Source organism: Gordonia aichiensis NBRC 108223, assembly GCF_000332975.1.
GTDB lineage: Bacteria > Actinomycetota > Actinomycetes > Mycobacteriales > Mycobacteriaceae > Gordonia > Gordonia aichiensis.
In genome coordinates, this window is sequence record NZ_BANR01000016.1 from 20,228 (window position 1) to 44,254 (window position 24,027).

The following is a 24,027-nucleotide window of genomic DNA, read 5'->3' on the forward strand; positions in this document are numbered from 1 at the left end:
GGGATCACCGATTCGCGTAGCCCAGCCCGGACTCGATGTCGGGATGGGTGAAGGTGAAGTCGTTGTCGCTGAGCACTCCGGGTGCAACGCGCTGACTGAACAGAATCATCTCCTCGGCCATCTCGCCGCCGACGAACTTCGCGGCGAAGCCGGGCACGCGCGCGAACGTCGGCCGGTGTACCGCATGGCCGAAGGCCGACACGAACTCGGCGAACGGGACGGCGCCGGGGGCGGCGAGGTTGACCGGACCGCTGATGGCCGACGTGAGCAGGAACTCGATGGCGCGGATCTCGTCGACCAGAGTGATCCATGAGAAGTACTGCCGCCCACTGCCGATCGTCCCGCCGAGACCGAGCTTGAAGATCGGGCGCAGTTGTGCGAGCAAGCCGCCGGAAGGGGACAGGACGGGAGCGGTGCGCAACAGTACGACCCGGGTGTCGGCGCCCGCGTTCTGTGTCGCGGCGTTCTCCCAGTCGACGACGAGGTCTGCGAGGAAGCCGTGTCCCGGGCCGTCGGATTCGGTCGCAGCGTGCTGGCCGGTGTCGCCGTAGTAGCCCGAGGCACTGGCGCTGATGAACGTCGGGACGCCCGCCGTGCGCGCGGCCTCGGCGATCACCTCGGTGGGGGTGATCCGCGAATCGCGCAGTTCCTGTTTGAACCGGCCGGTCCACCGTTGGTTGCCGACGCCGACGCCGCCGAGACTGACCACCGCATCGACGCCGTCGAGCGCCTCGGTCGGGACCCCGAGAGTCTCGGGGTCCCAACCGAATTCGTCGTCGGACAACGGCTCGTGGCGGACCAGCCGCCGTACCGTGTGACCGGCGTCGGTCAGCGAGGTGACCAGCGTCGAACCGATCAGCCCGTGGGAGCCCGCGACAGCGATCAGCATGCGGGCCTTACAGCCCCAATTCCGCTGCGAAGGCGCCTTCTTCGAGACGCTTCTTGATCGTCGTCAGGAAGCGACCCGCATCGGCTCCGTCGATGAGGCGGTGATCGTAGGTGAGCGGGAAGAACGACATCGAACGGACCGCGATCGACTCGGAGCCGTCGTCGCCGGTGATGACTACCGGACGTTTGACGATCGCCCCGGTGCCGAGCATGGCCGCCTGCGGCGGAACCAGGATCGGGGTGTCGAAGAGCGCGCCCTGGCTACCGATGTTGGTGATGGTGAAGGTGCCACCGGCCAACTCGTCGGGCTTGAGACCGTTCGACCGGGCCCTGGCCGCGATGTCGGCGATGGCACGTGCCAGACCGGCGAGCGAGAGGTCGTCGGCGTTGTGGATCACCGGGGACAGGAGGCCGTTCTCGGTGTCGACCGCGATGCCGAGATGCACCTTGTCGTAGTAGGTGATCTCCTTCTTCTCCTCGTCGATCGAGGCGTTGACGTTCGGATGCGCCTTCAGCGACTCGACGACGGCCTTCGCGATGAACGGAAGGTAGGTGAGATTGACGCCCTCGGAGGCCTTGAACGACTCCTTGGCCGCCTTGCGCAGTGCCGACACCTTCGACATGTCGATCTCGAAGACCTGGGTGAGCTGCGCGCTCTCCTGCAACGACTCGCGTGTCTTCTTCGCCGTGATCTGCCGGATGCGGCTGATCTTCTGCGTCGTTCCACGCAGTTCGGCGAGTTCGGGACGGACCTCGGGGCCGTGCCCCGCCGGGGCCGACGATGCTGCCGCCGGTGCCGACGATGCAGCAGGTGCGGCAGCGGGCGCCGGTGCCTTCTTGGCCTCCGCAGCGGCAAGCACGTCCTGCTTGCGGATACGGCCGCCCACGCCTGTGCCCTTGATCGAGTTGAGGTCGATGTCGTTGTCGGACGCCAATTTACGGACCAACGGGGTCACGTAGGGGGTGGACTCGACGGTCGGGGGATCGGTGGATTCCTTGGGCGCCGGGGTGCTCGCCTTGGCGGGCTCAGGCTCAGGCTCAGGCTCGGGCTCGGGTTCCGGTTCCGGCTTGGCCTTGGCGGGCTCGGGCTCTTGGTCGGCCGGCTCGTTCTTGGCGGGCTCGGGAGTCGGTTCGGGCTCCGACGCGGGGGCTGCGGCCGCCGACTTGTCGCCGATCACCGCGAGCTTGCCACCGATCTCGACGACGTCGTCCTCGTTGGCGACGATCTCGAGCAGGGTTCCGGCGACGGGCGAAGGGATCTCCGTGTCGACCTTGTCGGTGGAGACCTCGAGCAGCGGCTCGTCTTCTGCGACCTCGTCGCCGACCTGCTTGAGCCAGTTGGTGACGGTTCCCTCGGTAACCGATTCACCGAGTTCGGGCATGAGGACGTCGGTTCCCGATGCCGATCCGCCGCTGGGTGCGGCCTGTGCTGCGGGCTTCTCGGCAGGAGCGTCTGAGTTGGTGGACGGCGCCTCGGGCTCGGGTTCGGGCTCGGCAGCCTCCTCGGGCGCTGTGCCGCCCGCGGAGTCCGATGACCCGGAATCCGACGAATCGGAGTCGGACGGGGCGGACTCGCCCGCCTCGCCGATCAGTGCGAGTTCACCGCCGATCTCGACGACGTCGTCCTCGTGGGCGACGATCTTCGTCAGTACGCCGGAGGTCGGCGCGGGGATCTCGGTGTCGACCTTGTCGGTGGAGACTTCGAGCAATGGCTCGTCGGCCTCGACGGTATCTCCCTCCTCCTTCAGCCACCGGGTGACTGTCCCCTCGGTGACGCTTTCACCAAGGGCTGGCATCTGGACGGAGAAGGCCATCGTTGTTGACTCCTCGACTCGACGTATGTGTCTGGGTTATGTGTGGTCTGTCGCGGTGGTGTGTGCGCCACCGGAACACGGGCGTCGGCGGGTGGCCGATACCCACGCGCTAAACCCTACCCGCCACCGGCCCGCGTCATGTGACGTGTCGACGCAACCGCGGGCGGCGAGTTGGCCGCGCGCGTTGTCGGCGACGATGGCGGGTAGGTGTGCGGTCATCCGTTCGCGGCGATGTCTTCGATGACACGAGCGATGGTGCGGACCGGAACGCCTGTACCTCCCTTGGGGGTGTAGCCCCACGGTGCTCCGGTGTTGAAAGCCGGTCCGGCGACGTCGATGTGGGCCCACTGCACTCCGTCGGCGACGAACTCCCGGAGGAACAGTCCCGCGGCGAGCATGCCGCCGTTTCGGTGGTTCGTGACGTTGGCGAGATCGGCCACCCGTGACTTCAGGTCGGCGCGCAGTTCCTCGGCCAGGGGCATCGGCCACGCGTTCTCGCCGACCTCCTGCGACAGCTCGGCAACCCGGTCGCGGAACTGCTCAGTGCCCATCACGCCAGGAGTACGGGCGCCGAGCGCAACCATCTGCGCGCCGGTCAACGTCGCGGTGTCGATGAGGTAGTCGGGCTCGTCCTCGCACGCGCGCACGATGGCGTCGGCGAGAACGAGGCGTCCCTCTGCATCGGTGTTCAGCACCTCGACAGTGGTTCCGCCGTACTGGGTGAGCACGTCGCCGGGACGCTGCGCGGTGCCCGATGGCATGTTCTCGGCCATCGGCACGGTGGCGGTCACCGACACGTCGACGTCGAGCCGGGCGGCAAGGATGGTCGCGGCGATGACCGCTGCTGCACCCCCCATGTCAGAGGTCATGTGGTCCATGTTGGCTGCGGGCTTGATCGAGATGCCGCCGGTGTCGAAGGTGATGCCCTTGCCGACGAGCGCCACCTTCTTCGCGTCTTTCTTACCCGTGTGGGTCAGTCGGACGAGGCGCGGAAGTCGTGAACTACCCTTGCCGACGCCGACGATCCCGCCATAGCCGTCCTTCTCGAGTTGGGTGTCGTCGAGGATCTCCACCTTCAGTCCGGCCTTGCTGCCGAGCAGGCGGGCGCGCTCGGCGAATTCCTCCGGATACAGGTGACTCGGTGGGGTGTTCACGAAATCGCGGGCAATGGCGGTGGCATCGGCGACGGCGACGGCGTGATCGAGTTGCGCGGTCGCGGATTTTCCGGTGTTCTCCACCAGCAGACGCACCGTCGTCGGTGGTGTCTTCGTGGGAAGTGTCTTGGCAGAACGGAATTCGTCGAACCGATAGGCGCCGAGGAAGAATCCCTCTGCGACGGGCTCGATGCCACCTGCGGCGAGCGTGGTGGCCACCTGCTCGCGACCGGACAGTGCGCGGGCGACGATGCCGGCAGCCTGGCGGAGCTTCTCCGGGTCTTCCACGTCGTCGGGGGACCCGAGCCCGACGGCCACCACGACCTCGACGCCGAGCGAGTCCGGTGCAGGGATCGTGGAGACATCCCCGTGCGCGCCGCCGGCGCCGATGGCGACGAGTGCGTCGCTGATCGCCGATGCCTGGGCGTCGTCGAGGAGCCCGTCGCCGATGAAGAGAGTGGGAGTGGCCTCTCCCGCCGACTTCTCGCCTGCCGGCTTCTCGTCTGGCCTCTCGGGGGAGACGAGTCCGATGACGAGGACCTCGTCGTTCTTGTCGAGGGAGGTTGCCAATTGCATTTTCGGACCGCGTGTCCGGTCGACGCTCTCGTTCTTACTCACCCGCCCAACTCTGCCACGTCACTCCGCGGATCGACACGACACACACCTCCTGGGGCGGGCATTTACCGTGGTCTGGTGAGTACGAGGGTCCGGTGAGTACGAGTTCGGTGCGGCATGCCGCACGGCGCGCAGATGTGGGGGATGCCGAGCGGCGCCGTCGTCGATGGCCGTGGCTTGTGGCGGTCGTCGTGGTCGTCGTCATCGCGGCCGGGTGCGTGGCCGGGTTGCGTGCGGTGTCGGGACACGACGACGCACTCTCGCGCGTGGCGGCGAAGGCGGGGGTCGGTTCGTTCCGGCCGGGGTTTCCGGCGCTCGAGACCGCGGGATTGAGTCCGACGCGCGCACGGATTGTCGATGTCGTGCGCGCAGAGTACGAGCGCAACGCGCCCGGCACGGTCTACTCCGGGGGTGTCGACGAATCGTGGTGTGCTGATTTCGTCAGTACGGTGATGCGCAAAGCCGGTGTGTCGTTTGACAATCCGAACTCCGGATCGTGGCGTATCCCTGGCGTGGCCACGTTGACCGACTATCTGCACTCGAGTGGTCGGTGGCGAGCGGCATCGCGGGTGCCCGAGCCCGGTGACATCGTGCTCTACGACAAACCCAACCACTTTCGGCAACACACGAACATCGTGGTCGCGCGCGATGGCGACACCGTGACGACGGTGGGTGGGGCCGAGTCGCAGGGGATCACCCTCGACCACTTCGATGTGCGGACGGTGCAGGGAGTGCAGGGTTACGGGGTGCCCTGAATGCGCGGGTCGTCGTGCGACGTGCACGGGTCGGACGCCGATCGGTAATCTGCACCGCATGACCGAATTGCTCGCCGGACCGATCGCCGACCGTCACCACGCCCTCGGTGCCACCTTCGCCGAATTCGGCGGCTGGCACATGCCCGTCTCGTACGCGGGGACCGTCGCAGAACACAACGCAGTCCGCGAGGCGGTGGGGATCTTCGACGTCAGCCATCTCGGCAAGGCGCTCGTGAAGGGTTCTGGCGCAGCAGATTTCGTCAACTCGACGCTGACAAATGATCTCAGCAAGATCCGCCCGCGCAAAGCGCAGTACACGCTGTGCTGCAACGACGCAGGGGGAGTGGTCGACGATCTGATCGCCTACCTCGTCTCCGACGACGAGGTGTTTCTCGTTCCCAACGCGGCGAACACCGCCAAGGTCGTGGCCGCGCTGGGCGGCGTCGCACCGGACGGTATCGAGGTGACCGACCGTCACCGCGACTACGCGGTCTTCGCCGTGCAGGGTCCGAAGAGCGCCGATGTCCTTGCGGCCGTTGGCCTTCCGACTGACATGGAGTACATGGCATACACCGACGCGGACGTGACCGTCGGCGACGCGTCGTTCCCGGTGCGCGTGTGTCGGACCGGATACACCGGCGAGCACGGCTACGAGATCCTCCCGCGATGGAGCGACGCGGGTCCCGTCTTCGACACGCTGCTTGCCGAGGTGACCAATGCCGGTGGCCAACCCGCAGGACTCGGCGCGCGCGACACCCTGCGCACCGAGATGGGCTACGCGCTGCACGGGCACGAACTCTCCGAACAGATCACGCCCAATCAGGCACGCAGCGGCTGGGCGGTCGGGTGGGACAAACCCGCGTTCTTCGGCCGTGACGCGCTGGTCGCGGAGAAGGAGGCGGGACCCGCACGACGACTCTACGGACTCAGGGCGACAGGCCGTGGTGTTCCACGCGCAGGGCTGACCGTGCGCTCGGGTCCTGGCGGTGACATCGTGGGCGAGACGACGTCGGGAACCTTCTCACCGACCTTGAAACAGGGCATCGCGCTGGCCCTCATCGACACATCGTCGGGCATCAAGAAGGGTGGCGAGGTCGTGATCGACGTGCGCGGTCGTGAGTTGCCGTGCGAGGTGGTCATTCCGCCGTTCGTCGAGTCGCACGTGTAGCCGAGAGCGCGGGCTCCGCGGTGTGAGCCGACAGCTCGCGACGGCGGTGGCAATCGGTTTGCCCTGCGGCGTTACCATGGGCCAATGACCTTGCAGTTCACCCGTACCGAGCATCCCCATCCGGTGTCGGAATCCCGTCGAGCGGAGATCCTGTCCGCGCCCGGATTCGGCAAGTACTTCACCGACAACATGGTGCTGGTGGATTACGACGCCGACCGCGGGTGGCACAGCGCGAAGGTCACGCCCTACGGGCCGATCGCACTCGATCCGTCGGCGATGGTCCTGCACTACGGGCAGGAAGTCTTCGAGGGACTCAAGGCCTATCGACAGCCGGACGGCTCGATCGCCGCGTTCCGGCCGGAGGCCAACGCACTGCGACTGCAGCGCTCCGCTGAACGGCTTGCGATGCCGCCGCTGCCTGTCGACGACTTCATCGAGTCGCTGCGCGCGCTGCTCAACGCCGACAATGCGTGGGTGCCGCCGGCCGGCGGCGAGGAGTCTCTCTACCTACGCCCGTTCATGTTCGCCTCGCAGGCAGGCCTCGGGGTGAACGCGCCGTCGTCGCAGTACGTCTACTCGGTGATCGCCTCGCCCGCAGGCGCCTACTTCTCCGGCGGGATCAAGCCGGTCAGTGTGTGGTTGTCGACCGAGTACGTGCGTGCCGCCCCGGGCGGTACGGGCGCCGCGAAATGCGGCGGCAACTATGCCGCTGCATTCCTCGCCCAGGCGCAGGCCACTGCACAGGGGTGTGACCAGGTGGTCTGGCTCGATGCCGTGGAGCGCCGTTTCATCGAAGAGATGGGCGGCATGAACCTGTTCTTCGTCTTCGGCTCGGGCGCCGACGCACGACTGGTGACCCCGGAGTTGTCCGGGTCGCTCCTGCCGGGAATCACGCGCGAATCGCTGCTCACCCTCGCGATCGACGCCGGGTTCTCCGTCGAGGAGCGCCGCATCTCGACCGAGGAACTCCGCAAGGGTGTGACGTCGGGCGATATCACCGAGGTCTTCGCGTGCGGTACCGCCGCCGTCATCACACCGGTGGGCCACGTGAAGAGTGAGACCGACGACTACACCATCGGCGACGGCACGACGGGCGAGGTCACCCAGGCGCTGCGTGACACGCTCACCGGCATCCAGCGCGGCACTTTCGCCGACACCCACGGGTGGATGACAACGCTCTACCCGGCCTGAACCCTCACCCGCGCCGCGAACCGGCTCGGTCAGAGCAGCAGCCCCACGAGGGCGATGGCCGTCGAGATCTCGATGACGGCGCCGAGGACGTCACCGGTGATGCCACCCATCCGACGCGCGCAGTGCCGGGTGAAGACCCAGGTGAACGCCAGCACGATCACCGCCGTGACGCCCGCCCGCAATGCGGACGCGTCGTCGAACCCGTGGGCAGACAACGACTTCCACCCGCCTACGCCGACCATCGCCGCGACCGCCACAACCGACCACACGACAGTCGAGGCCCGTTGGGTACCCGCGACGAGTGCACCGAATCCGCTGGTGCGGGCGGCGGGCAGTGACCGTCGACAGGCGAGGACGACCGCCACGCGACCGAGGAAGACCGCCGCGCCAATGGACAGCCACCGCGAGCCATCGGTCAGCGCACCCAGGCCCACGGTGTCGACGATCATCACGGCGGCGATCGTGGCGACGCCGAAGGGCCCGGCAGATCCGCTGCGCATCACCTCGGCGACCCGTTCCGGAGGGCCATAGCATCCGAGGCCGTCGGCGGTGTCGGCCAGGCCATCGAGATGCATGCCGCGCGTACCGACTCCGAGGATGACGACGAGCAGGATGCCGATCAGTGCGGTGGGTAGTTGCGTGAGGCTCAGCGCCCACGCCACGGCTGCGATGAGTACGCCGAGAACCACACCCACAACCGGAACGGCTGAGATCGCCGCTCCGCCGAACCGACGGTCGTAGGTCTTCTCGCGCAGGGGGACAGGCGCGACGGTCAGCCAGGAGAATGCACCGCAGAGGGCGTCGGTCGGCGACATCCTGCCGTCCACGCCTCGGTCAGACCCCCGCATCGCTGGTGGTGGGGGCGTCGACGGCGTCGGAATCGCTGACCCCGGCCTCGTCGAATGTCGACATGCCGCGCAGGATCTCCACCGACGACGAGACGACGGGCAGCGCCATCAGCGCGCCGCTGCCCTCACCGAGTCGCATCTGCAGATCGAGGATGGGTTCGAGATCGAGGTGCTCGAGCGCGAAGGCGTGCGCGGGCTCGACCGAACGATGGCCGGCCACCCACCAGCTCACAGCTCCCGGGGCCAGCTCGGCCGCGACGAGTGCTGCCGCGGTGACGACCACACCGTCGAGGATCACCGGTGTGCGACGGACGGCTGCCTGCGCCAGGAATCCGGCCATTGCGGCGATGTCGGCGCCGCCTACGGCGGCGACCAGAGCCAGCGGATCGTGGACGTAGCGTCGTCCACGCCGCATCCCGTCGCGGATGGCGGCGGTTTTTCGCATCCAGCCGATGTCGTCTATTCCGGTGCCGCGGCCGACGACCTGGACGGGCTCGTGGCGGGTGAGGGTTCCGACGAGAACCGCTGCGGGAGTGGTGTTTCCGATGCCCATCTCACCCGCGATGAGGAGGTCGGCGCCCGAGTCGACCAACTCGTCGACGATTGCACGCCCCGCGGCGACGGAGGCGCGGGCCTCGGCAATGGTCAGCGCGTCGGTCACGCGGAGGTCGCCGCTGGAGCGTCGGACCTTGTAACCGGACACCTCGGGTGGGGTGTCGGCATCGACAGACATGTCGACGACGCGCACCGTCGCGCCGCTCTGGCGTGCGAGCACGTTCACCGCCGCCCCTCCGGAAGCGATGTTCGCGACCATCTGGGCGGTGACCTCGGGCGGGTAGGCCGAGACCCCCGCCTGCGCCACACCGTGATCGCCGGCGAACACCACCACGTGCGCGTGCTCGATCGAGCGCGGCGGACACACGCCCTGGCACGCGGAAACCCACACACTGAGTTCTTCCAGCCTGCCCAGCGACCGGGCAGGCTTGGTCAACGTGAGCTGGCGCTCCCGCGCGGCGCGGGCGACAGACTCGTCGGGACGATCGACGTGCTCGAAGACCTCGGCATCGGTCGGGTCGACGAGGGCCGCGGCCGCTGCCACGGCGACGGGTGCCGTCGACGGGATTTCTGACGTCGTCGACGCGGGTTCTGGTGCCGTGCGCGCGTTTTTCGGTGTGATCGGTGATGCCGCAGGTGTGGTTTGTGGCGTTGTCGACCGCGCGGGTGCGGGTAGTTCCAGGACGCGGCCGGCGACGACCAGCAGCACGCGATCACAGATGGCTGCGACGGCTGCGTTGAGCGCACCGAGTTCGTCCTGGAACATCCGGCCCGCAGGCGTTGGCGGGACAAGCGCCAAACCGACCTCGGGGCTGATCAGCACCAGGTCAGACGTGACGTCATCGATCGCCGCGCACAGTCGGGCGGTGCGGTCGGAACGGTCGGTGGCCGACGCCCATCCGTCGGTGGCGTCGATGTCGGCGGCCAACCAGTTGCCGAGGTCGTCGACGAGTGTCGCGACATCGCGCCTCGCCGACAGCTCGGCGGTGAGGTCGGTGGTCTCGACGGTCGTGTACCTGCTGTCGCGTCGACGCCGATGCTCCTCGACGCGCGCCACCCATTCGGCATCGGAGGTGAGCGTCGGCCCGGTGGCGATGTAACGAACCTCGGAGTGCCCGGCGAGGAGTTCTTCGCCAACCCCCGACTTGCCCGACCGCACGCCCCCGAGCACCAGCGTGCGGGTGCCCCTCGTGGTCATCGTCAGCTCAGACCTCGGCGCCCGCGGAGACCTGCGGCTTGGGTGCGCGCATCCGGCGGAGCTGCATCGCGCGGGTGAACGCGTACCAGCCGAGGCGGAATCCGGTGTCGTCGGTGTCGGGGAAGCGCTCGCGCACACGCTTGTTCACCAGGCGACCGAGGATGACGGCGTCGATGGCCATCAGTACGACGAAGGCCAACAGCACGAAGTTGGCGTATGCGGCGAGCGACGGCAGGAACATCACCACGATCAGCACCACGGCGAACGGCATGAACAGACCGGCGAAGTTGCGTCGGGAATCGACGAGGTCGCGCGTGTACCGCCGCACCGGGCCCTTGTCCCGGGGCATCAGGTAACGCTCGTCGCCCTCCATCATCTTCTCGCGTTGTTCGGCGCGTTGTGCGCGGCGATCGTCGTTGAGTTTGCGGCGATCCTCACGCGACATCGAGTTCTTGAGTTGCTTCTTGCGTGCTCGCGCCTCGGCACGCGTGGTCGGCGGTGGTGCCACGGGCCCGCGGCGTCGGCCTTCGGCCTCACGGCGTGACGGCGTCGGGCGCCCCTTACCCGGTGTGTACGCGCTGCCCTTGGTGTCGGTCGTGGGTTCGTCGATCGTCATCGGCGTATCCGCTGTCGACACGGTGCCCTCGTCGGCGGTGTCGTCGTCCTTGTTCCATGGCAGTCTCACGCCTTCGAGCGTAGGTGATCTAGCGCTGCCGCGGTTCGTCGACCTCCCTATACTTCCGGGGCATGGGCGCAGAGGGCGCGACCGCGCGCACCTGCATCGACGCCCCCGTGCCGAGTGAACAGAGGTGTGACCGATGCGGGTCCTGATAGCGCCGGATTCGTTCGGCGACACACTGACGGCAGTCGAGGCCGCGAGCGCCATCGGCGAGGGGTGGGCGGCAGGCCGACCGGACGACGAAATCGCTCTCGCGCCGCAGTCGGACGGGGGACCCGGATTCGTCGACGTTCTCGCCGCGCGGTTCGGGCGTACGGTGACCGAGCGGGTCGTCGGCCCACTCGGTGCCGCGATCAGCGCGCAATGGCTACTCGACGACAGGGACCCCGACAGGCTCGTCGCCTACATCGAATGTGCTCAGGCCTGCGGACTGCATCAGCTCGGCGGCGGCCCGACACCGCGAACCGCTCAGGCGGCGGACACCTACGGGGTGGGCCTGCTCGTCGACGCCGCGCTGCGTGCCGAAGTGCGCGAGATCGTCGTGGGGCTCGGCGGCAGTGCCACCACCGATGGTGGTTACGGGTTGATCGATGCGCTGGGCGGGTCGGCTCGCGCAGTCGAAAGAGTTGCCGATGTGGCGCTGATCGCGGCATCCGACGTCGAGAACCCGCTGCTCGGCCCGCTCGGTGCCGCGACGGTCTTCGGGCCGCAGAAAGGTGCCGATCCCCAGACCGTCGCGCGCCTCGAGGAACGACTCGCCCAGTGGTCGCGCGTACTCGCATCGATGGCCGGACGTGATGTCAGTGTCGAGCCGGGAGCAGGCGCTGCAGGCGGGCTCGGCGCGGCACTGCTGGCGCTCGGAGCCGATCGCGTGTCGGGTGCGACCGTGGTGGGTGACGCCACCGCGCAGGGTGCGGAGATGGCTCGGGCTGACCTCGTACTCACGGGCGAGGGGAAGTTCGATTCCCAGACGCTGCGCGGAAAGGTCGTGTCGGCGCTGACTGCTGCAGCAACCGAGGTGAACGCACCGACCGTCGTCTTCGCTGGTCAGGTGGCATTGACGGCTGACGAGATCGCCGCAGCCGGAATCTCCGGCGCCTACTCGATCGTCGACCAGGCGGGGTCGGTCGAGCTCGCGATGAGCGATGCGCGCAATCAACTCACCGCACTGGCCGCGCGTGCAGCAGCGTCGTGGCGCACCGACGGTTGAGACCACCCGGCTTCCGGCCGCGGGAGGACTTCCCGTCCCCGGGAATATGCAGAGAGGGGGTACGGTTGACAGGAGACGAACAACAGGCCTGCATCGTCAGCCGACGCGTTCGAGTCGCTGCCACAACGCGGCGTCCGTCAAGGCTGCGTGACGCGGCGCAGACACGAGTCGCGTGACGCAGGGCAGCACGACCGGGGCCGGCCACCAACGGCACCATCACAGTACGAGGAGCATCGATGACCGTTCAGAACGAATCCGGAACCGCGACAGACACCGGCGTCATCCTGACCGACGCCGCAGCCGCCAAGGCAAAGGCTCTGCTCGACCAAGAAGGCCGTGACGACCTGTCGCTGCGTATCGCCGTCCAACCCGGAGGCTGCGCGGGCCTCCGCTACCAGCTTTTCTTCGACGACCGTTCGCTCGATGGCGACCTCACCGCTGATTTCGGTGGCGTCACCCTGGCCGTCGATCGGATGAGTTCGCCCTACGTACAGGGCGCGACCATCGACTTCGTCGACACCATCGAGAAGCAGGGTTTCACCATCGACAACCCGAACGCCACGGGTAGCTGCGCCTGCGGCGACTCGTTCAACTGAGCGTCCACGCACTGACTTTGTGACCGCACCCCGGCCCAGCCGGGGTGCGGTCAGTCATTTCCGGCACTTTCGGTAGCGTGTGACGAGGTCCGTGTCGGACTCGGCCGAGTGTCCGAGGGCCGCGACCGACGGCGCGTGCAGCGTGCCTTGACAACCGCGAAGAGGCTTGGGGAATAAGTGGCAATCGTTGTATGTGGTTCCATCGCGACAGATCATCTGATGAAGTTTGCGGGAAAGTTCTCCGAGCAGATCCTCGCCGACCACCTCGAGCACATCTCGCTCAGTTTCCTCGTCGAGGATCTCGTGGTCCGTCGAGGCGGCGTCGCAGGCAACATCACCTATGCGATGGGTGAGCTCGGCCAGTCGCCGGTGCTGGTCGGCTCGGTGGGATCGGACTTTCACGACTATCGCCAGTGGCTCGAGGCGCACGGTGTGGACTGCCGCGGGGTTCGCGTGTCACAGACCCAGCACACCGCCCGGTTCATGTGCACCACGGACGAGACCATGGCGCAGCTCGCGACCTTCTATGCGGGCGCGATGAGCGAGGCGCGAGAGATCGACCTCGCTGACGTCGTCGAGCGCGTCGGGTCCCCCGAGATCGTGCTGATCGGCGCCGACGATCCGGACGCGATGCTCCGGCACACCGCGGAATGTCGACGCCTCGGCCTCCCGTTCGCTGCCGATCCGTCTCAGCAGCTCGCGCGACTCGACGGTGAGCAGGCACGTCAGCTGATCGATGGTGCCGCCTATCTGTTCACCAATGAGTACGAATGGGGTCTTCTTCGTCAGAAGACCGGTTTGTCGGAGGCTCAGATCGCAGAACTCGTCGGGGTGCGGGTGACCACGCTCGGCGCTGACGGTGTCGAGATCGTCGACCGTGATGGCACCCGCACCCACGTGGCCGTCGTCCCCGAGACGGCGAAGGTCGATCCGACCGGCGTGGGCGACGGCTTCCGCGCCGGCTTCCTCTCGTCGTTGTCGGCGGGTCTCGGTTTCGAGCGTGCTGCGCAGGTCGGCTCGATGGTCGCCGTGCTCGTGCTCGAGACTGTGTCGACGCAGGACTGGTCGTGGGATCGGGACGAGGCACTCAAGCGTATCGAAGGTGCGTACGGCGCCGACGCCGCGAACGAGATCGCCGCGGCACTCTAGAGTCCGGCTTCGATCGGCTGTCGTGAGGCGGCCGATCGTCGCCGGTGGTCACCAGCGGCTACAGCCGCACTGGGTAGCTGTGGTCGGTGATGTCGGGCACGAGTGTCTTCTCGACGAAGATGGCGTGCCAGATCATGAACATCAGGAGTGTCCAGAGGCGTCGGCTGTTGTCGACGACGCCCGCGCGGTGCTCGTCGAGCATGTCGAGGATCGGCTGTTTGTTCAGCAGGTAGTCGGTCTGCGACTTCTCGATCGTCTCGCGTGCCCAGTCGTACATCTCCGGGCCTGCAAGCCAGTGGCGGATGGGGACGGGGAAACCGAGCTTCTTTCGATGCAGGACGTGAGCCGGGACGATCTGTTCGAGCGCCTTGCGTAGTGCGTACTTGGTGGTCCCGTGACTGATCTTCTCGTCGAACGGCAGCGCCTCGGCGACCTTGAAGACCTCGTTGTCGAGGAACGGCACACGTAGTTCGAGCGAGTTGGCCATCGTCATCTTGTCGGCCTTGACCAGGATGTCGCCGCGCAGCCACGTGTAGAGATCGATGTGCTGCATCCGCGCGACCGGATCCCAACCGTCGCTGCGCGCGTAGATCGGTTCGGTGACATCGGTGTGTGTCCACTCGGGACGGTAGTCGCGCAGCACCGCGCGCAGTCGGGCGTCGTCGAAACTCCTGGCATTGCCGTAGTAGCGCTCTTCGAGCGTCAGTGATCCGCGATGCAGCAGACTCTTGCCGCGCGTGCCCTCGGGGATGCGATCGGAGACCTTGCCGGCCAGATGGCGCAGCGCAGTGGGGAGTCTGTCGAAGCCCTTGAGCGAGAGGGGTTCCTTGTAGATGGTGTAGCCGCCGAAGAGTTCGTCGGCGCCCTCACCGGACAGGACGACCTTGACGTGTTCGCGGGCGGTCTGCGCCACGAAGTACAGCGGAACGAGCGCTGGGTCGGCCACCGGGTCGTCGAGATACCAGATGATCTCCGGAATCGCCGCGATGTACTCCTCGGGCGTGACCATGCGCACGATGTGCCGGGCACCGATCGCGGCTGCCGACTCCGCGGCGACGTCGGCCTCGGAATATCCTTCACGCTCGAACGCTGCGGTGAAGGTGATGAGATCGGGGTTGTGCTGGATGGCCAGCGCAGCGATGGCCGTGGAGTCGATGCCGCCGGACAGGAACGATCCGACGGTGACGTCGGCGCGCATGTGCTTGGCGACGGAGTCGGAGAGGACCTCGGCGATCTCGTCGTATCGCTTCTGGCGAGTGGCGTCGGTAAAGGGTCGGACCGAGAACTGCGGGTTGAAGTAGCGCGTGATCGACGGTGCGCTTCCGGGACGCACGGTGGCGTATGAGCCGGATTCGAGGCGACGGATCGACGAGTGCAGTGACTCGGGTTCAGGGACGTACTGCAACACGACGTAGTGCTCGAGAGCGCGCTCGTCGAGGGTGTCGGGGAGGCCGAGGCGACCGATCAGCTCCAGCAAGCTCTTCTTCTCGCTGCCGAAAGCCGTGCCACCGGGACCGGTCGCGAGGAACATCGGCTTGATGCCGAACGGGTCTCGCGCGGCGAACAGCGTGCGGGTCTCGGTGTCCCAGATGGCGAAGGCGAACATGCCGCGCAGGCGTCGAACGGCGTCGGGACCCCAGTGATGAAACGCCGCGACGATCGCCTCGCCGTCGCCCTCGGTGCGGAAGGTCGCACCCTCCTCGGCGGCGAGTTGCGCGCGGATCTCGAGGTAGTTGTAGATCTCGCCGTTGAAGACGAGCGCGTAGCGCTCCTGGTTCTCCGGGGGACCCCAACGCAGCGGTTGGTGCGAGTGATCGATGTCGATGATCGACAGGCGGTTGAAGCCGAGCACGATGTCAGCGTCGTTCCACGTGCCGGGTTCGTCAGGACCCCGGTGGCGCATGCAGTGCGAGGCGTTGGCGACGAGGTCGACGGCACCTGCCGCCGTCTCATCGGAGGTCAGCAGACCGAGCAAGCCACACACCAGTAAAGCCTCTTTCGACGGGGACACAACGCGCGGCGATGACGTCACCGCCGCGGTCACGAGTATGCCGTATGCGAGGGCGGCACGGCCTTCCGGCTACGGCCCTCGACCGCCCGAAACACACGGTCGGAAGCATGTTCCCAGGACCGGGAAACGATTTCGACGCGCGAAGTCACCCCAACCGAAAAAGTTCCCGCGAGTTGGTCTACGCTGCGTAGTACATGGCGCGAAGGCTGCGCTTCGGTGCCCGCTGCACGGTGACAGTTGCCTGCGGGGCCCGGATGACGCCGATCGTGTCGTTGCAGGTCAGGTGGGATGCGACTCGGACGTCGGATCGACGGTTCCGAGCTGGCAGGAAGGCGTGAAATTGGCACACGGTGAACGGCCCCGCGTACGGCGTGTCGCGTCGGCGTCGCGGATGGCCAACCGGGTCGGCCTCAAGCGGGCCGGAGCTGTCGCGGCGCTAGGCGTCGGCGCACTGTTGATGTCGGGCTGCGACGCCCGCACCGCCATGCGGTTCGGCTGGCCGCACGGTGTGACTCCCGAGGCCAAGGACATGGGCGACCTGTGGAGTTGGTCGGTCATCGCGGCCCTCGTCATGGGCATCATCGTGTGGGCCCTGATCTTCTGGACGATCACCTTCCACCGCTACAAGCCGGGCAAGGGCAAGGACGAGTTCCCTCGGCAGACCGCGTACAACGTGCCGCTGGAGTTGGCCTACACCGCCATCCCGTTCGTAATCATCGCGGTGCTGTTCTACTTCACCGTGATCGTGCAGACCAATGTGGAGAAGAAGACCGACGATCCCAAGGTCGTCGTCGACGTCACCGCGTTCCAGTGGAACTGGAAGTTCGGCTACCGCGACGTCACCTTCAGCGACGGCGGCAAGTACAACGGATTCGTCCGTGACGGAAACCCGTTCGATCTCGAGACACAGAACACACGCGAGATCCACGACGGCGAGACCATCGAGTTGCCCGGTCCCGACGGCGGTCGCAGCAACGACGTGCGTGACTACCTGAAGTTCAACAACATCGAGACGGTCGGTTCGTCGGCGACGATCCCCGTGCTCGTGCTCCCGACGAGCAAGCGCATCGAGTTCGACCTCGCCTCTGCCGATGTCATCCACTCGTTCTGGGTTCCCGAGTTCCTGTTCAAGCGCGACGTCATGCCGTTCCCGAAGCAGAACCACACCGACAACCGCTTCCAGATCTCGTCGATCGACCGTGAAGGCGCATTCGTCGGACGCTGTGCGGAGATGTGCGGTACCTACCACTCGATGATGAACTTCGAGGTTCGTGCGGTGTCGCCGCAGGACTTCGACGCCTACATCAAGTACCGGCAGGCACGGCCGCAGGCAACGAATGCCCAGGCGCTGCAGCACATCTGCCAGCAGCCCGAGTCGGTTGTCACGGTTCCGTTCGACACGCGTCGCGCCACCGACGGCACTGTCGGCGCGACCGGTGACGGCGGCAACACGAAGATTGCGAACTGCACGATCGGAGCACTCCAGTGAAAATCGAAGCGCGACTCTTCGAACTGCTCACGCTGTTCTTCGCAGGCGCCGGTGTCATCTACACAGTGCTGACCGCGCTCACCGACAACGGCGTCGAGTGGGTCGGCGTCGTCGGCATGTTCTTCAGCGCCGGTCTGACCCTGATCGCCGGCACATACTTCCGGTTCGTGTCACGACGCGTCGAGATCCGTCCGGAGGACTACGAAGACGCCGAGATCGAAGACGGCGCGGGCGAGCTGGGCTTCTTCAGCCCGGGATCCTGGTGGCCGATCCTGATCGCGGCAAGCGCTGCACTGTTCGCCATCGCTTTCGCGACGGGCAACATCTCGCTGGCGATCTTCGCCGCGGCCTGCATCATCGGCACAGCGGCCGGTCTCGTCTTCGAGTACATCGTCGGACCCGAGAAGCACTGATACGTCTCACAGTTCACGCATGACGACAGCCGCACCCGACCATCGGGTGCGGCTTTTGTCATAGCTCCCAGCTCGTTCAGTCGGCAACGATGCTGTCGCCGTAGACCTTCAGCGTTCGGTACCCGGCGCGAAAACGCGCTGATGTGTACGACTCGCCGACCTCACCGTCGTGGGCGATCGTGACGGGTTCGGTACTGGTGAACGTGAACTCGGGGACCTGCATCTCGGTGTAGAGCCGTGAGCGTTGCAGCAGTCCGGTCGCCAGACTCGTGAGCACTCGCAGTGTCGCAAACCGCTTGCCCGCCTCGAGGAAGCGGACGTCGAGCAGCCCGTCGTCGAGGCGTTCGCGGCGCCCGGGAGCGAATCCGGCCGAACTGTACATCGATGTCCCGATGAGGAACAGGGAGGTCGTGACCGTTCGGCCGTCGATGGTGATCTCCACCGGCGTCGAGTGTCGGGCGACCTGCACCATCGCGAGCGCACTCGCCGCGGTCTTGCCCACCCGGTGCTCCCATTTGGTGCGTGCACGCACGAAATGGGGGTAGGCACCGATGCTTGCCGTGTTGAGTATCAGCTGCTCGTCGTTGAGGATGGCGGCGTCGACCAACGTCGCTGTGCCGGAACGAATCCTGGCCAACGATGCGTCGACATCGCCACATCCGATATCGCGCGCGAAGTGATTGAACGTGCCGCCGGGAAAGACAGCGAGGGGGAGGTCTGCCTCGTGGGCCGCGGCCGCAACCGTCGCGACGGTGCCGTCGCCGCCGCACACTCCAAGCGCGGTGGCGCGTCGCGCGGCATCGCGGGCGATCGCCGCGTAGTCGTCGTCGGGCCCGAGTTCGATGATCTCGGCGCCGGTGAGCTCGGTGCGAACCCTCTCCAGGATGTGCTCACTGTTGCCGTCGCCCGACGTCGGGTTGCCGAGAACGACCAGGCCTGCGCCGTCACGGGGCAGCGGGGCTGCCACCGTGCTCGGGGCAGGTGTGGCGATGTTGTGGGGAATGATCGGTGGCACGATCTTGCCGCCGATTGTCGCGATACCCGCGCCGATGCCGAACCCGATGAACACGTCGCCCGGGTAGTGCGCGCCGGTCGCCACACGGGACAACCCGACCAGTCCGGCGAGCGCGGACATGATGAGACCCAGCGGCGGAGATTCGAGCGCGACGCCGACGGAAAACGCTGCGGCACTTGCCGAATGTCCGGAAGGCAGTGAGTTCGATGTCGGTTGATGTGACCCTCGCCGCAGAAGCGGAACCACTGACGGTGAGGGCCGCTCGCGCTGGCGGATGCGTTTCGCGCCCTGATTGGTGACGAGGCTGGTCACGGCCAGCGATGCGAGGCCCCGCACCGCGGCGCGCTGCCAGCGGGGCCGCCCGCTGAGGATGAGGCCCGCTCCGATGCCCATCCAGAGTTTTGAATGATCTGCGGCGGCCGTGAGCGGTGGCATCGTGCGGTCGAGAAGGGGACTCGGCGACCGAGCGATCGTCTGGAAGAGATTGGCGTCGAGTGTGCCGAGGCCCTTCGTCAGCTCATGGAGGGGCTCTGTGCGGCGACGTCCGAGGTGTCGCTGTCGTGTCATCGTTTCACCGTAGCGAGTCGGTGGGGGAGGGGAGTGATTGTCGTGCAACGACACACGGCTGCCGTCGCGTGATGCGACGGCAGCCGTGTGGTGCTGCTGGATCGAGCGGGTCAGTCGAGCGGGTTGCCGCCCTTGGCCTGCAGCTCGCGCAGTGCGTCGATCTCCTCGCGTTCCTGCTCGTGTGCGAATTCGACATTGCGCTTCTGCTGCTCGGGCGGATCGGCGACCATCACAGAGCCGGTTCCCGGAGCACCCGACGACCCGAGCTTGTTCATCCGCTTCGGTATCGCGGCGCCCTCGTAGGGGAGCGGGATCGCGTGACCGTGATCGTCGACCGGGCCGAGTGGCTGGTGGATCTCGATGTACTCGCCCTGGGGGAGACGCTTGATGATGCCGGTCTCGATCCCGTGCTCGAGCACCGCGCGATCGCTGCGCTGGAGTCCGATGGCCCAGCGGTAGGCGATGAAGTAGGCGATCGGCGGCACGATGATGAGGCCGATGCGACCCATCCACGTCGTGGCGTTGAGCGAGATGTGGAACTTCAACGCGATGATGTCGTTCATGCAGCTCAACGTCAGGATGATGTAGAACGAGAACGCCATCGCTCCGATCGCCGTGCGCACCGGGGTGTCGCGCGGACGCTGCAGCAGGTTGTGATGCGCGTCGTCGCCGGTGAACTTCTTCTCGATCCATGGGTAGGCGAACATCACCACGAACATGATGGTGATGATCACGACCACCCAGAAGATGGCGGGGATCGTGTAGTTGCCGAGATAGAGCTCCCACGCAGGCATCAGACGGGCCAAACCGTCGGTCCACATCATGTAGATGTCTGGCTGAGATCCGGCCGAGACGTGTGCCGGGTTGTACGGACCGATCACCCACACGGGGTTGATCTGGAAGATGCCGGCCATGATCGCGAGGATGCCTGCGGTGAAGGCGAACATCGCACCGCCCTTGGCCGCGAAGACCGGCAGGATGCGCACGCCGACGACGTTCTTCTCGGTGCGGCCGGGGCCGGGGAACTGCGTGTGCTTCTGGTACCAGACCAACGCCAGGTGGGCGCCGATCAGGGCCAGGATGATGCCCGGGAAGAGCAGGATGTGCAGCACATACAGGCGCGGGATGATGATGTCGCCGGGGAACTGGCCACCGAAGAGCGCCCAGTGAATCCAGGTGCCGACCAGCGGGATTCCCAGCACGATGCCGCTCATCGCGGCGCGAACGCCGGTACCCGAGAGCAGGTCGTCGGGCAGTGAGTAGCCGAAGAAGCCCTCGAACATCGCCAGGACCAGCAGCAGGCAGCCGATGATCCAGTTGGCCTCACGCGGGCGTCGGAACGCACCGGTGAAGAAGATGCGCGCCATGTGGATGATGATCGACGCCGCGAACAGCAGAGCTGCCCAGTGGTGGATCTGGCGGACGAACAGACCGCCGCGCACCTCGAAGGAGATGTTCAGCGTCGTCTCGTACGCGCGCGTCATCATCACGCCGTTGAGAGGCTGATACGCGCCGTGGTAGGTGACCTCCGACATCGACGGATCGAAGAAGAAGGTCAGGTACACACCGGAGATCAGCAGGATGATGAAGCTGTAGAGCGCGACCTCACCGAGCATGAACGACCAGTGGCTCGGGAACACCTTGTTGATCTGTCGCCGCATGCCTGCGGCGAGGTGATACCGGGAATCGACCTCTTCGGCCTGCTTCGCGAGACGATTGCTCATGACTTGCGCTCCCAGAATGCGGGTCCGACGGGCTCGATGAAGTCGCCTGCGGCGACCATGTACCCCTGATCATTGACCGTCAGCGGCAGCTGCGCCAGCGCACGCGCTGCCGGGCCGAACACCGGCTTGGCGTACTCGAGTGCGTTGAACTGCGACTGATGGCACGGGCAGAGGATGCGGTTGGTCCGCTGCTCGTACAGCGAGGTCGGGCAACCGAGGTGGCTGCAGACCTTGGTGTAGGCGAAGTAGTCGCCGTAGTTGAAGCTCTCCTGGCCCTTGCGCTTGATCGCCCGGGCAGCGTCCTCGGGGCGCAACCGGATGAGCATGACGGGATTGGACACGTACCGCAGACCCCAGAGCAGCTTCTCGCGTGACTCCTCGGTCTCGCCGTAACCGTCTGAGACGCGCCACGGGAACACCGTCTCCATGCCGCCGGAGTCGAGGTCCTCGGGTCGGACGAGGGCCACCTGGTAGGGGTTGCCGGTGTCGCGGCGCAGAAAGACCGTTTCGTTGGGCTGCGATTTCGGGTTGTAGATCGGCGACCAGCCGGTGTGCCACAGCGGTGCGTCCTCACGCTTGGCCCACGGGTTCTTGATGAATCCGCCGAGGCCCGCGACGACGCCGGTCAGTGCGAGCGCACCGAACGCGAACAGTCCCGATCCGATGAGCATCTTGCGTCGGCCGAGCGTCGACTTGGTTCCCGAATCGACGAGTTCGGCGACGATCGTCTTCTTGTCGACCTCGGTCGAACCGGGTCCGTCGTGACGGTCCTGGACGGCGATCTCGGACGGGATGAATTTCTTCGTGATGAGGACGAGCGCGATGCCGATCGACAGAATCGAGAGTCCGAACGTCACACCGAGCAACGGGGTGTTGAGGGTGTAGCGCCAATAGTCGGACGTGCCGGGGAGTGCGAATTCCCAGTGGTTCCACAGGAAGATCACGAAGCATGCCAGCGCGGAGATCCCGGCGATGGTCAGCCAGACCGCGATCTGACGTTCGGCGCGCTTCTCGGCCTTGGTGCCCGGCTCAGGGAAACGCTCACCCCGATGGATGATCTCGACGCCGTCGAGGTTGGTACCCAGTTTGACCAGGTCATCATTGGTCATCTGGTCCAGCTCATCGGCGGACGGCGTGTCCTTGTCCGTGGTGCTCATGTTCGTGATCCCATCCACATCGCGGCGGCGACGACCGCCACAACTCCGACAAACCACATCACCATGCCCTCACTGACCGGGCCGAAGCCGCCGAGGCTCAGGCCGCCCTGGGGCTTGGATTCGGTGACGTACTTGATGAAGCCGATGATGTCCTTCTTCTCGTCGAGCGAGAGCTGACGGTTCGAGAACTTCGGCATGTTCTGCGGCCCGGTGAGCATGGCCGCGTAGATCTGCTGTTCCTTGACGTTGTCGAGCGTCGGAGCGAACTTGCCCGACGACAGCGCACCGCCGCGGCCGGTGAAGTTGTGGCATGACGCGCAGTTCAGGCGGAAGAGCTCGCTGCCCCGACCGAGGTTGTCGCCACGCAGCGACTCCTGGGCGAGAACCGGAAGGACGACTTCCTTCATCGATCCATCGGCCTGACGCTGCATGACCTTCTCGGTCTTGCGGGTGCCGTCAGGGTTCTTCTCGAACAGCGGACGCGGCCCGCCGCCCTGTGACTGGATATAGGCACCGAGCTGATCGATCTGTGCGGTGTCGAACTTCGCGGGCTTGCGCTGTGCCTGGGCCTCACCACGGGCCGCAGGCATGCGACCGGTGGACACCTGGAAGTAGACAGCTGCGTCGCCGACGCCGATCAGGGAGGGGCCGCGATCGGCCACGCCCTGGAGGTTGGCGCCGTGGCAGGTGATGCACGAACTCTCGTACAGCTTCTTGCCGTCCTGGATCAGAGCGGCGTCGTTGGTGTCTGCGACGGCGACCTGGGGCTTGGGGGACAGCAGCGACGCGAGGACGCCGGCCATCATCAGGCCTGCGAGCAGGAGCAATGCGCCGCTGGCGCGGCGGCGCAGCTTACGGCGCGAACGGGACTTCTTCGCGGCGTTCGGCGCGGTGCTCGAGGTGACTGTGTCGACCTGACCAACGTCGGAAGGGCTATCCGACGGTCCCGGTGGAGATGAACTCATCATGGTCTCTCTACTAAGCGGACGGACTTCTCTAGCTGTTGGCGCGAACGTGGTTCCGGTGGAATCACTCCCGCCTCACGTCAGTTGTTCGTTGCGATCGGTGTCATCGGATGAAGTAGATGGTGACGAACAGTGCGATCCACACGATGTCGACGAAGTGCCAGTAGTACGACACGACGATCGCCGCGGTCGCCTGGTTCGGTGTGAACTTGGCGAGCTTGGTGCGGACCAGCAGGAAGATGAAGGCGACGAGACCGCCGATCACGTGGAGGCCGTGGAATCCGGTCGCCATGTAGAAGACCGAACCGTAGGCGCTCGACGAGAGGGTCGTGCCCTCGGCAACCAGGTGGTAGTACTCGTAGCCCTGGCCGCAGACGAAGAAGGCGCCCATCAGGAACGTCAGGATGTACCAACGGCGCAATCCGAAGACGTCGCCACGCTCGGCGGCGAACACACCCATCTGGCAGGTCACCGACGACAGGATGAGGACGGTGGTGACCGGGATGGCCAACTTCAGGTTCAGTTCGGTGGGCTCCGGCGGCCAGCCGGCCGGGCCGGCATTGGCACGTGCGACGAAATACATCGCAAAAAGTCCAGCGAAGAACATCAGCTCACTGGACAGCCACACGATCGTGCCGACACTCACCATGTTGGGGCGGTTGAGCGAGTGCACGCGCGAGGTGATGGCTGTTCCCGAGGTACCTACAGCGCTAGTCACAGATTGAAGTATGACGGTTCGTAGTACGCCCTGACCACTCGGGTCGGATATTCGTGGGAACTATTTCTCTTCCCGCTGGTAGTCGCCGGTCGGCGGCACCTTTCGGCGTGTCAGCGGACCCGGTGGATCGGTGAGTACGGGCGGCTCG

General features: G+C 66.2%; 20 protein-coding genes. 8 read left to right on the forward strand and 12 right to left on the reverse strand.

Translation table 11 applies throughout. The annotated features are described in order from the left end of the window. Positions 1–4: 4 nt before the first annotated feature. The 3 genes from GOACH_RS14755 to GOACH_RS14765 form a co-directional block, all read right to left on the reverse strand. Entirely contained in the window at positions 5–889 is an 885-nt protein-coding gene (locus GOACH_RS14755; RefSeq protein WP_005176148.1) for a TIGR01777 family oxidoreductase, read from the reverse strand. Between the two features lie 7 nt (positions 890–896). Further along, positions 897–2,702, reverse strand: coding sequence for a 2-oxoglutarate dehydrogenase, E2 component, dihydrolipoamide succinyltransferase (sucB, locus tag GOACH_RS14760; protein ID WP_005176150.1), 1,806 nt, complete (start codon positions 2,700–2,702; stop codon positions 897–899). 215 nt (positions 2,703–2,917) lie between these two features. Continuing rightward, entirely contained in the window at positions 2,918–4,474 is a 1,557-nt protein-coding gene (locus GOACH_RS14765) for a leucyl aminopeptidase (protein WP_005176152.1), read from the reverse strand. A gap of 188 nt (positions 4,475–4,662) precedes the next feature. Here GOACH_RS14765 and GOACH_RS14770 point away from each other — a divergent pair, with 188 nt between their 5' ends. From GOACH_RS14770 to GOACH_RS14780, 3 genes are all read left to right on the forward strand, one after another. Then, positions 4,663–5,226: a CHAP domain-containing protein gene (locus GOACH_RS14770; RefSeq protein WP_005176154.1), complete on the forward strand. Its 564-nt coding sequence runs from the start codon at positions 4,663–4,665 to the stop codon at positions 5,224–5,226. A 58-nt stretch (positions 5,227–5,284) separates the two neighbouring features. Further along, on the forward strand, positions 5,285–6,394 hold the full coding sequence (gene gcvT / locus GOACH_RS14775) for a glycine cleavage system aminomethyltransferase GcvT (protein WP_005176157.1): 1,110 nt from the start codon (positions 5,285–5,287) through the stop codon (positions 6,392–6,394). 84 nt (positions 6,395–6,478) lie between these two features. Continuing rightward, on the forward strand, positions 6,479–7,585 hold the full coding sequence (locus GOACH_RS14780; protein WP_005176161.1) for a branched-chain amino acid aminotransferase: 1,107 nt from the start codon (positions 6,479–6,481) through the stop codon (positions 7,583–7,585). A 29-nt stretch (positions 7,586–7,614) separates the two neighbouring features. On the opposite strand, the gene GOACH_RS14785 is transcribed toward GOACH_RS14780, so the two are convergent. The 3 genes from GOACH_RS14785 to GOACH_RS14795 are packed head-to-tail and all read right to left on the reverse strand — an operon-like array spanning position 7,615 to position 10,871. Further along, complete coding sequence (locus GOACH_RS14785) at positions 7,615–8,400, reverse strand: adenosylcobinamide-GDP ribazoletransferase (RefSeq protein ID WP_005176164.1); 786 nt, start codon at positions 8,398–8,400, stop codon at positions 7,615–7,617. Positions 8,401–8,419: 19 nt separating this feature from the next. Continuing rightward, a complete protein-coding gene (gene cobT, locus GOACH_RS14790; RefSeq protein ID WP_005176165.1) occupies positions 8,420–10,186 on the reverse strand; it encodes a nicotinate-nucleotide--dimethylbenzimidazole phosphoribosyltransferase in 1,767 nt (588 codons plus the stop codon). Between the two features lie 7 nt (positions 10,187–10,193). After that, on the reverse strand, positions 10,194–10,871 hold the full coding sequence (locus GOACH_RS14795) for a DUF3043 domain-containing protein (protein ID WP_005176168.1): 678 nt from the start codon (positions 10,869–10,871) through the stop codon (positions 10,194–10,196). A 133-nt stretch (positions 10,872–11,004) separates the two neighbouring features. Between GOACH_RS14795 and GOACH_RS14800 the strand changes: the two genes are divergently transcribed. The 3 genes from GOACH_RS14800 (at position 11,005) to GOACH_RS14810 (ending at position 13,820) form a co-directional block, all read left to right on the forward strand. Further along, entirely contained in the window at positions 11,005–12,075 is a 1,071-nt protein-coding gene (locus tag GOACH_RS14800) for a glycerate kinase family protein (protein WP_005176170.1), read from the forward strand. 236 nt (positions 12,076–12,311) lie between these two features. After that, positions 12,312–12,671, forward strand: a complete 360-nt coding sequence (locus tag GOACH_RS14805) for a HesB/IscA family protein (protein ID WP_005176173.1) — start codon at positions 12,312–12,314, stop codon at positions 12,669–12,671. Between the two features lie 177 nt (positions 12,672–12,848). Continuing rightward, the gene (locus GOACH_RS14810) at positions 12,849–13,820 is read left to right on the forward strand and encodes a carbohydrate kinase family protein (RefSeq protein ID WP_217999520.1); all 972 of its coding nucleotides are present in this window, start codon (positions 12,849–12,851) and stop codon (positions 13,818–13,820) included. A gap of 58 nt (positions 13,821–13,878) precedes the next feature. On the opposite strand, the gene asnB is transcribed toward GOACH_RS14810, so the two are convergent. After that, on the reverse strand, positions 13,879–15,804 hold the full coding sequence (asnB, locus tag GOACH_RS14815; RefSeq protein WP_005176179.1) for an asparagine synthase (glutamine-hydrolyzing): 1,926 nt from the start codon (positions 15,802–15,804) through the stop codon (positions 13,879–13,881). A gap of 418 nt (positions 15,805–16,222) precedes the next feature. On the opposite strand from asnB, the gene ctaC reads away from it, so the two are divergent. Next, a complete protein-coding gene (gene ctaC, locus GOACH_RS14820; RefSeq protein ID WP_052004023.1) occupies positions 16,223–17,320 on the forward strand; it encodes an aa3-type cytochrome oxidase subunit II in 1,098 nt (365 codons plus the stop codon). After that, a complete protein-coding gene (locus tag GOACH_RS14825; protein WP_005176185.1) occupies positions 17,317–17,733 on the forward strand; it encodes a cytochrome c oxidase subunit 4 in 417 nt (138 codons plus the stop codon). Before ctaC ends, GOACH_RS14825 begins: the two co-directional genes overlap by 4 nt. A 76-nt stretch (positions 17,734–17,809) precedes the next feature. On the opposite strand, the gene GOACH_RS14830 is transcribed toward GOACH_RS14825, so the two are convergent. From GOACH_RS14830 to ctaE, 5 genes are all read right to left on the reverse strand, one after another. Next, positions 17,810–19,315, reverse strand: coding sequence for a bifunctional phosphatase PAP2/diacylglycerol kinase family protein (locus tag GOACH_RS14830; RefSeq protein ID WP_040518821.1), 1,506 nt, complete (start codon positions 19,313–19,315; stop codon positions 17,810–17,812). A gap of 110 nt (positions 19,316–19,425) precedes the next feature. Beyond that, on the reverse strand, positions 19,426–21,039 hold the full coding sequence (gene qcrB / locus GOACH_RS14835; protein ID WP_005176193.1) for a cytochrome bc1 complex cytochrome b subunit: 1,614 nt from the start codon (positions 21,037–21,039) through the stop codon (positions 19,426–19,428). Further along, entirely contained in the window at positions 21,036–22,196 is a 1,161-nt protein-coding gene (gene qcrA / locus GOACH_RS14840) for a cytochrome bc1 complex Rieske iron-sulfur subunit (RefSeq protein ID WP_005176195.1), read from the reverse strand. The genes qcrB and qcrA overlap by 4 nt, the downstream gene beginning before the upstream one ends. Then, the gene (gene qcrC / locus GOACH_RS14845) at positions 22,193–23,161 is read right to left on the reverse strand and encodes a cytochrome bc1 complex diheme cytochrome c subunit (RefSeq protein WP_040518858.1); all 969 of its coding nucleotides are present in this window, start codon (positions 23,159–23,161) and stop codon (positions 22,193–22,195) included. The genes qcrA and qcrC overlap by 4 nt, the downstream gene beginning before the upstream one ends. Positions 23,162–23,264: 103 nt before the next feature. Next, complete coding sequence (gene ctaE / locus GOACH_RS14850) at positions 23,265–23,879, reverse strand: aa3-type cytochrome oxidase subunit III (protein ID WP_174299120.1); 615 nt, start codon at positions 23,877–23,879, stop codon at positions 23,265–23,267. Positions 23,880–24,027 lie beyond the last annotated feature (148 nt).

Excerpts from the sequence above, each read along its gene's own strand:
- GOACH_RS14785 (WP_005176164.1), bottom strand. The coding sequence starts at position 8,400 with ATGTCGCCGACCGACGCCCTCTGCGGTGCATTCTCCTGGCTGACCGTC.
- ctaC (WP_052004023.1), top strand. The coding sequence starts at position 16,223 with ATGGCCAACCGGGTCGGCCTCAAGCGGGCCGGAGCTGTCGCGGCGCTA.
- GOACH_RS14755 (WP_005176148.1), bottom strand. The coding sequence starts at position 889 with ATGCTGATCGCTGTCGCGGGCTCCCACGGGCTGATCGGTTCGACGCTG.
- GOACH_RS14800 (WP_005176170.1), top strand. The coding sequence starts at position 11,005 with ATGCGGGTCCTGATAGCGCCGGATTCGTTCGGCGACACACTGACGGCA.
- cobT (WP_005176165.1), bottom strand. The coding sequence starts at position 10,186 with ATGACCACGAGGGGCACCCGCACGCTGGTGCTCGGGGGCGTGCGGTCG.
- GOACH_RS14830 (WP_040518821.1), bottom strand. The coding sequence starts at position 19,315 with ATGACACGACAGCGACACCTCGGACGTCGCCGCACAGAGCCCCTCCAT.
- GOACH_RS14805 (WP_005176173.1), top strand. The coding sequence starts at position 12,312 with ATGACCGTTCAGAACGAATCCGGAACCGCGACAGACACCGGCGTCATC.
- qcrC (WP_040518858.1), bottom strand. The coding sequence starts at position 23,161 with ATGAGTTCATCTCCACCGGGACCGTCGGATAGCCCTTCCGACGTTGGT.
- gcvT (WP_005176157.1), top strand. The coding sequence starts at position 5,285 with ATGACCGAATTGCTCGCCGGACCGATCGCCGACCGTCACCACGCCCTC.
- GOACH_RS14780 (WP_005176161.1), top strand. The coding sequence starts at position 6,479 with ATGACCTTGCAGTTCACCCGTACCGAGCATCCCCATCCGGTGTCGGAA.
- qcrB (WP_005176193.1), bottom strand. The coding sequence starts at position 21,039 with ATGAGCAATCGTCTCGCGAAGCAGGCCGAAGAGGTCGATTCCCGGTAT.
- sucB (WP_005176150.1), bottom strand. The coding sequence starts at position 2,702 with ATGGCCTTCTCCGTCCAGATGCCAGCCCTTGGTGAAAGCGTCACCGAG.
- qcrA (WP_005176195.1), bottom strand. The coding sequence starts at position 22,196 with ATGAGCACCACGGACAAGGACACGCCGTCCGCCGATGAGCTGGACCAG.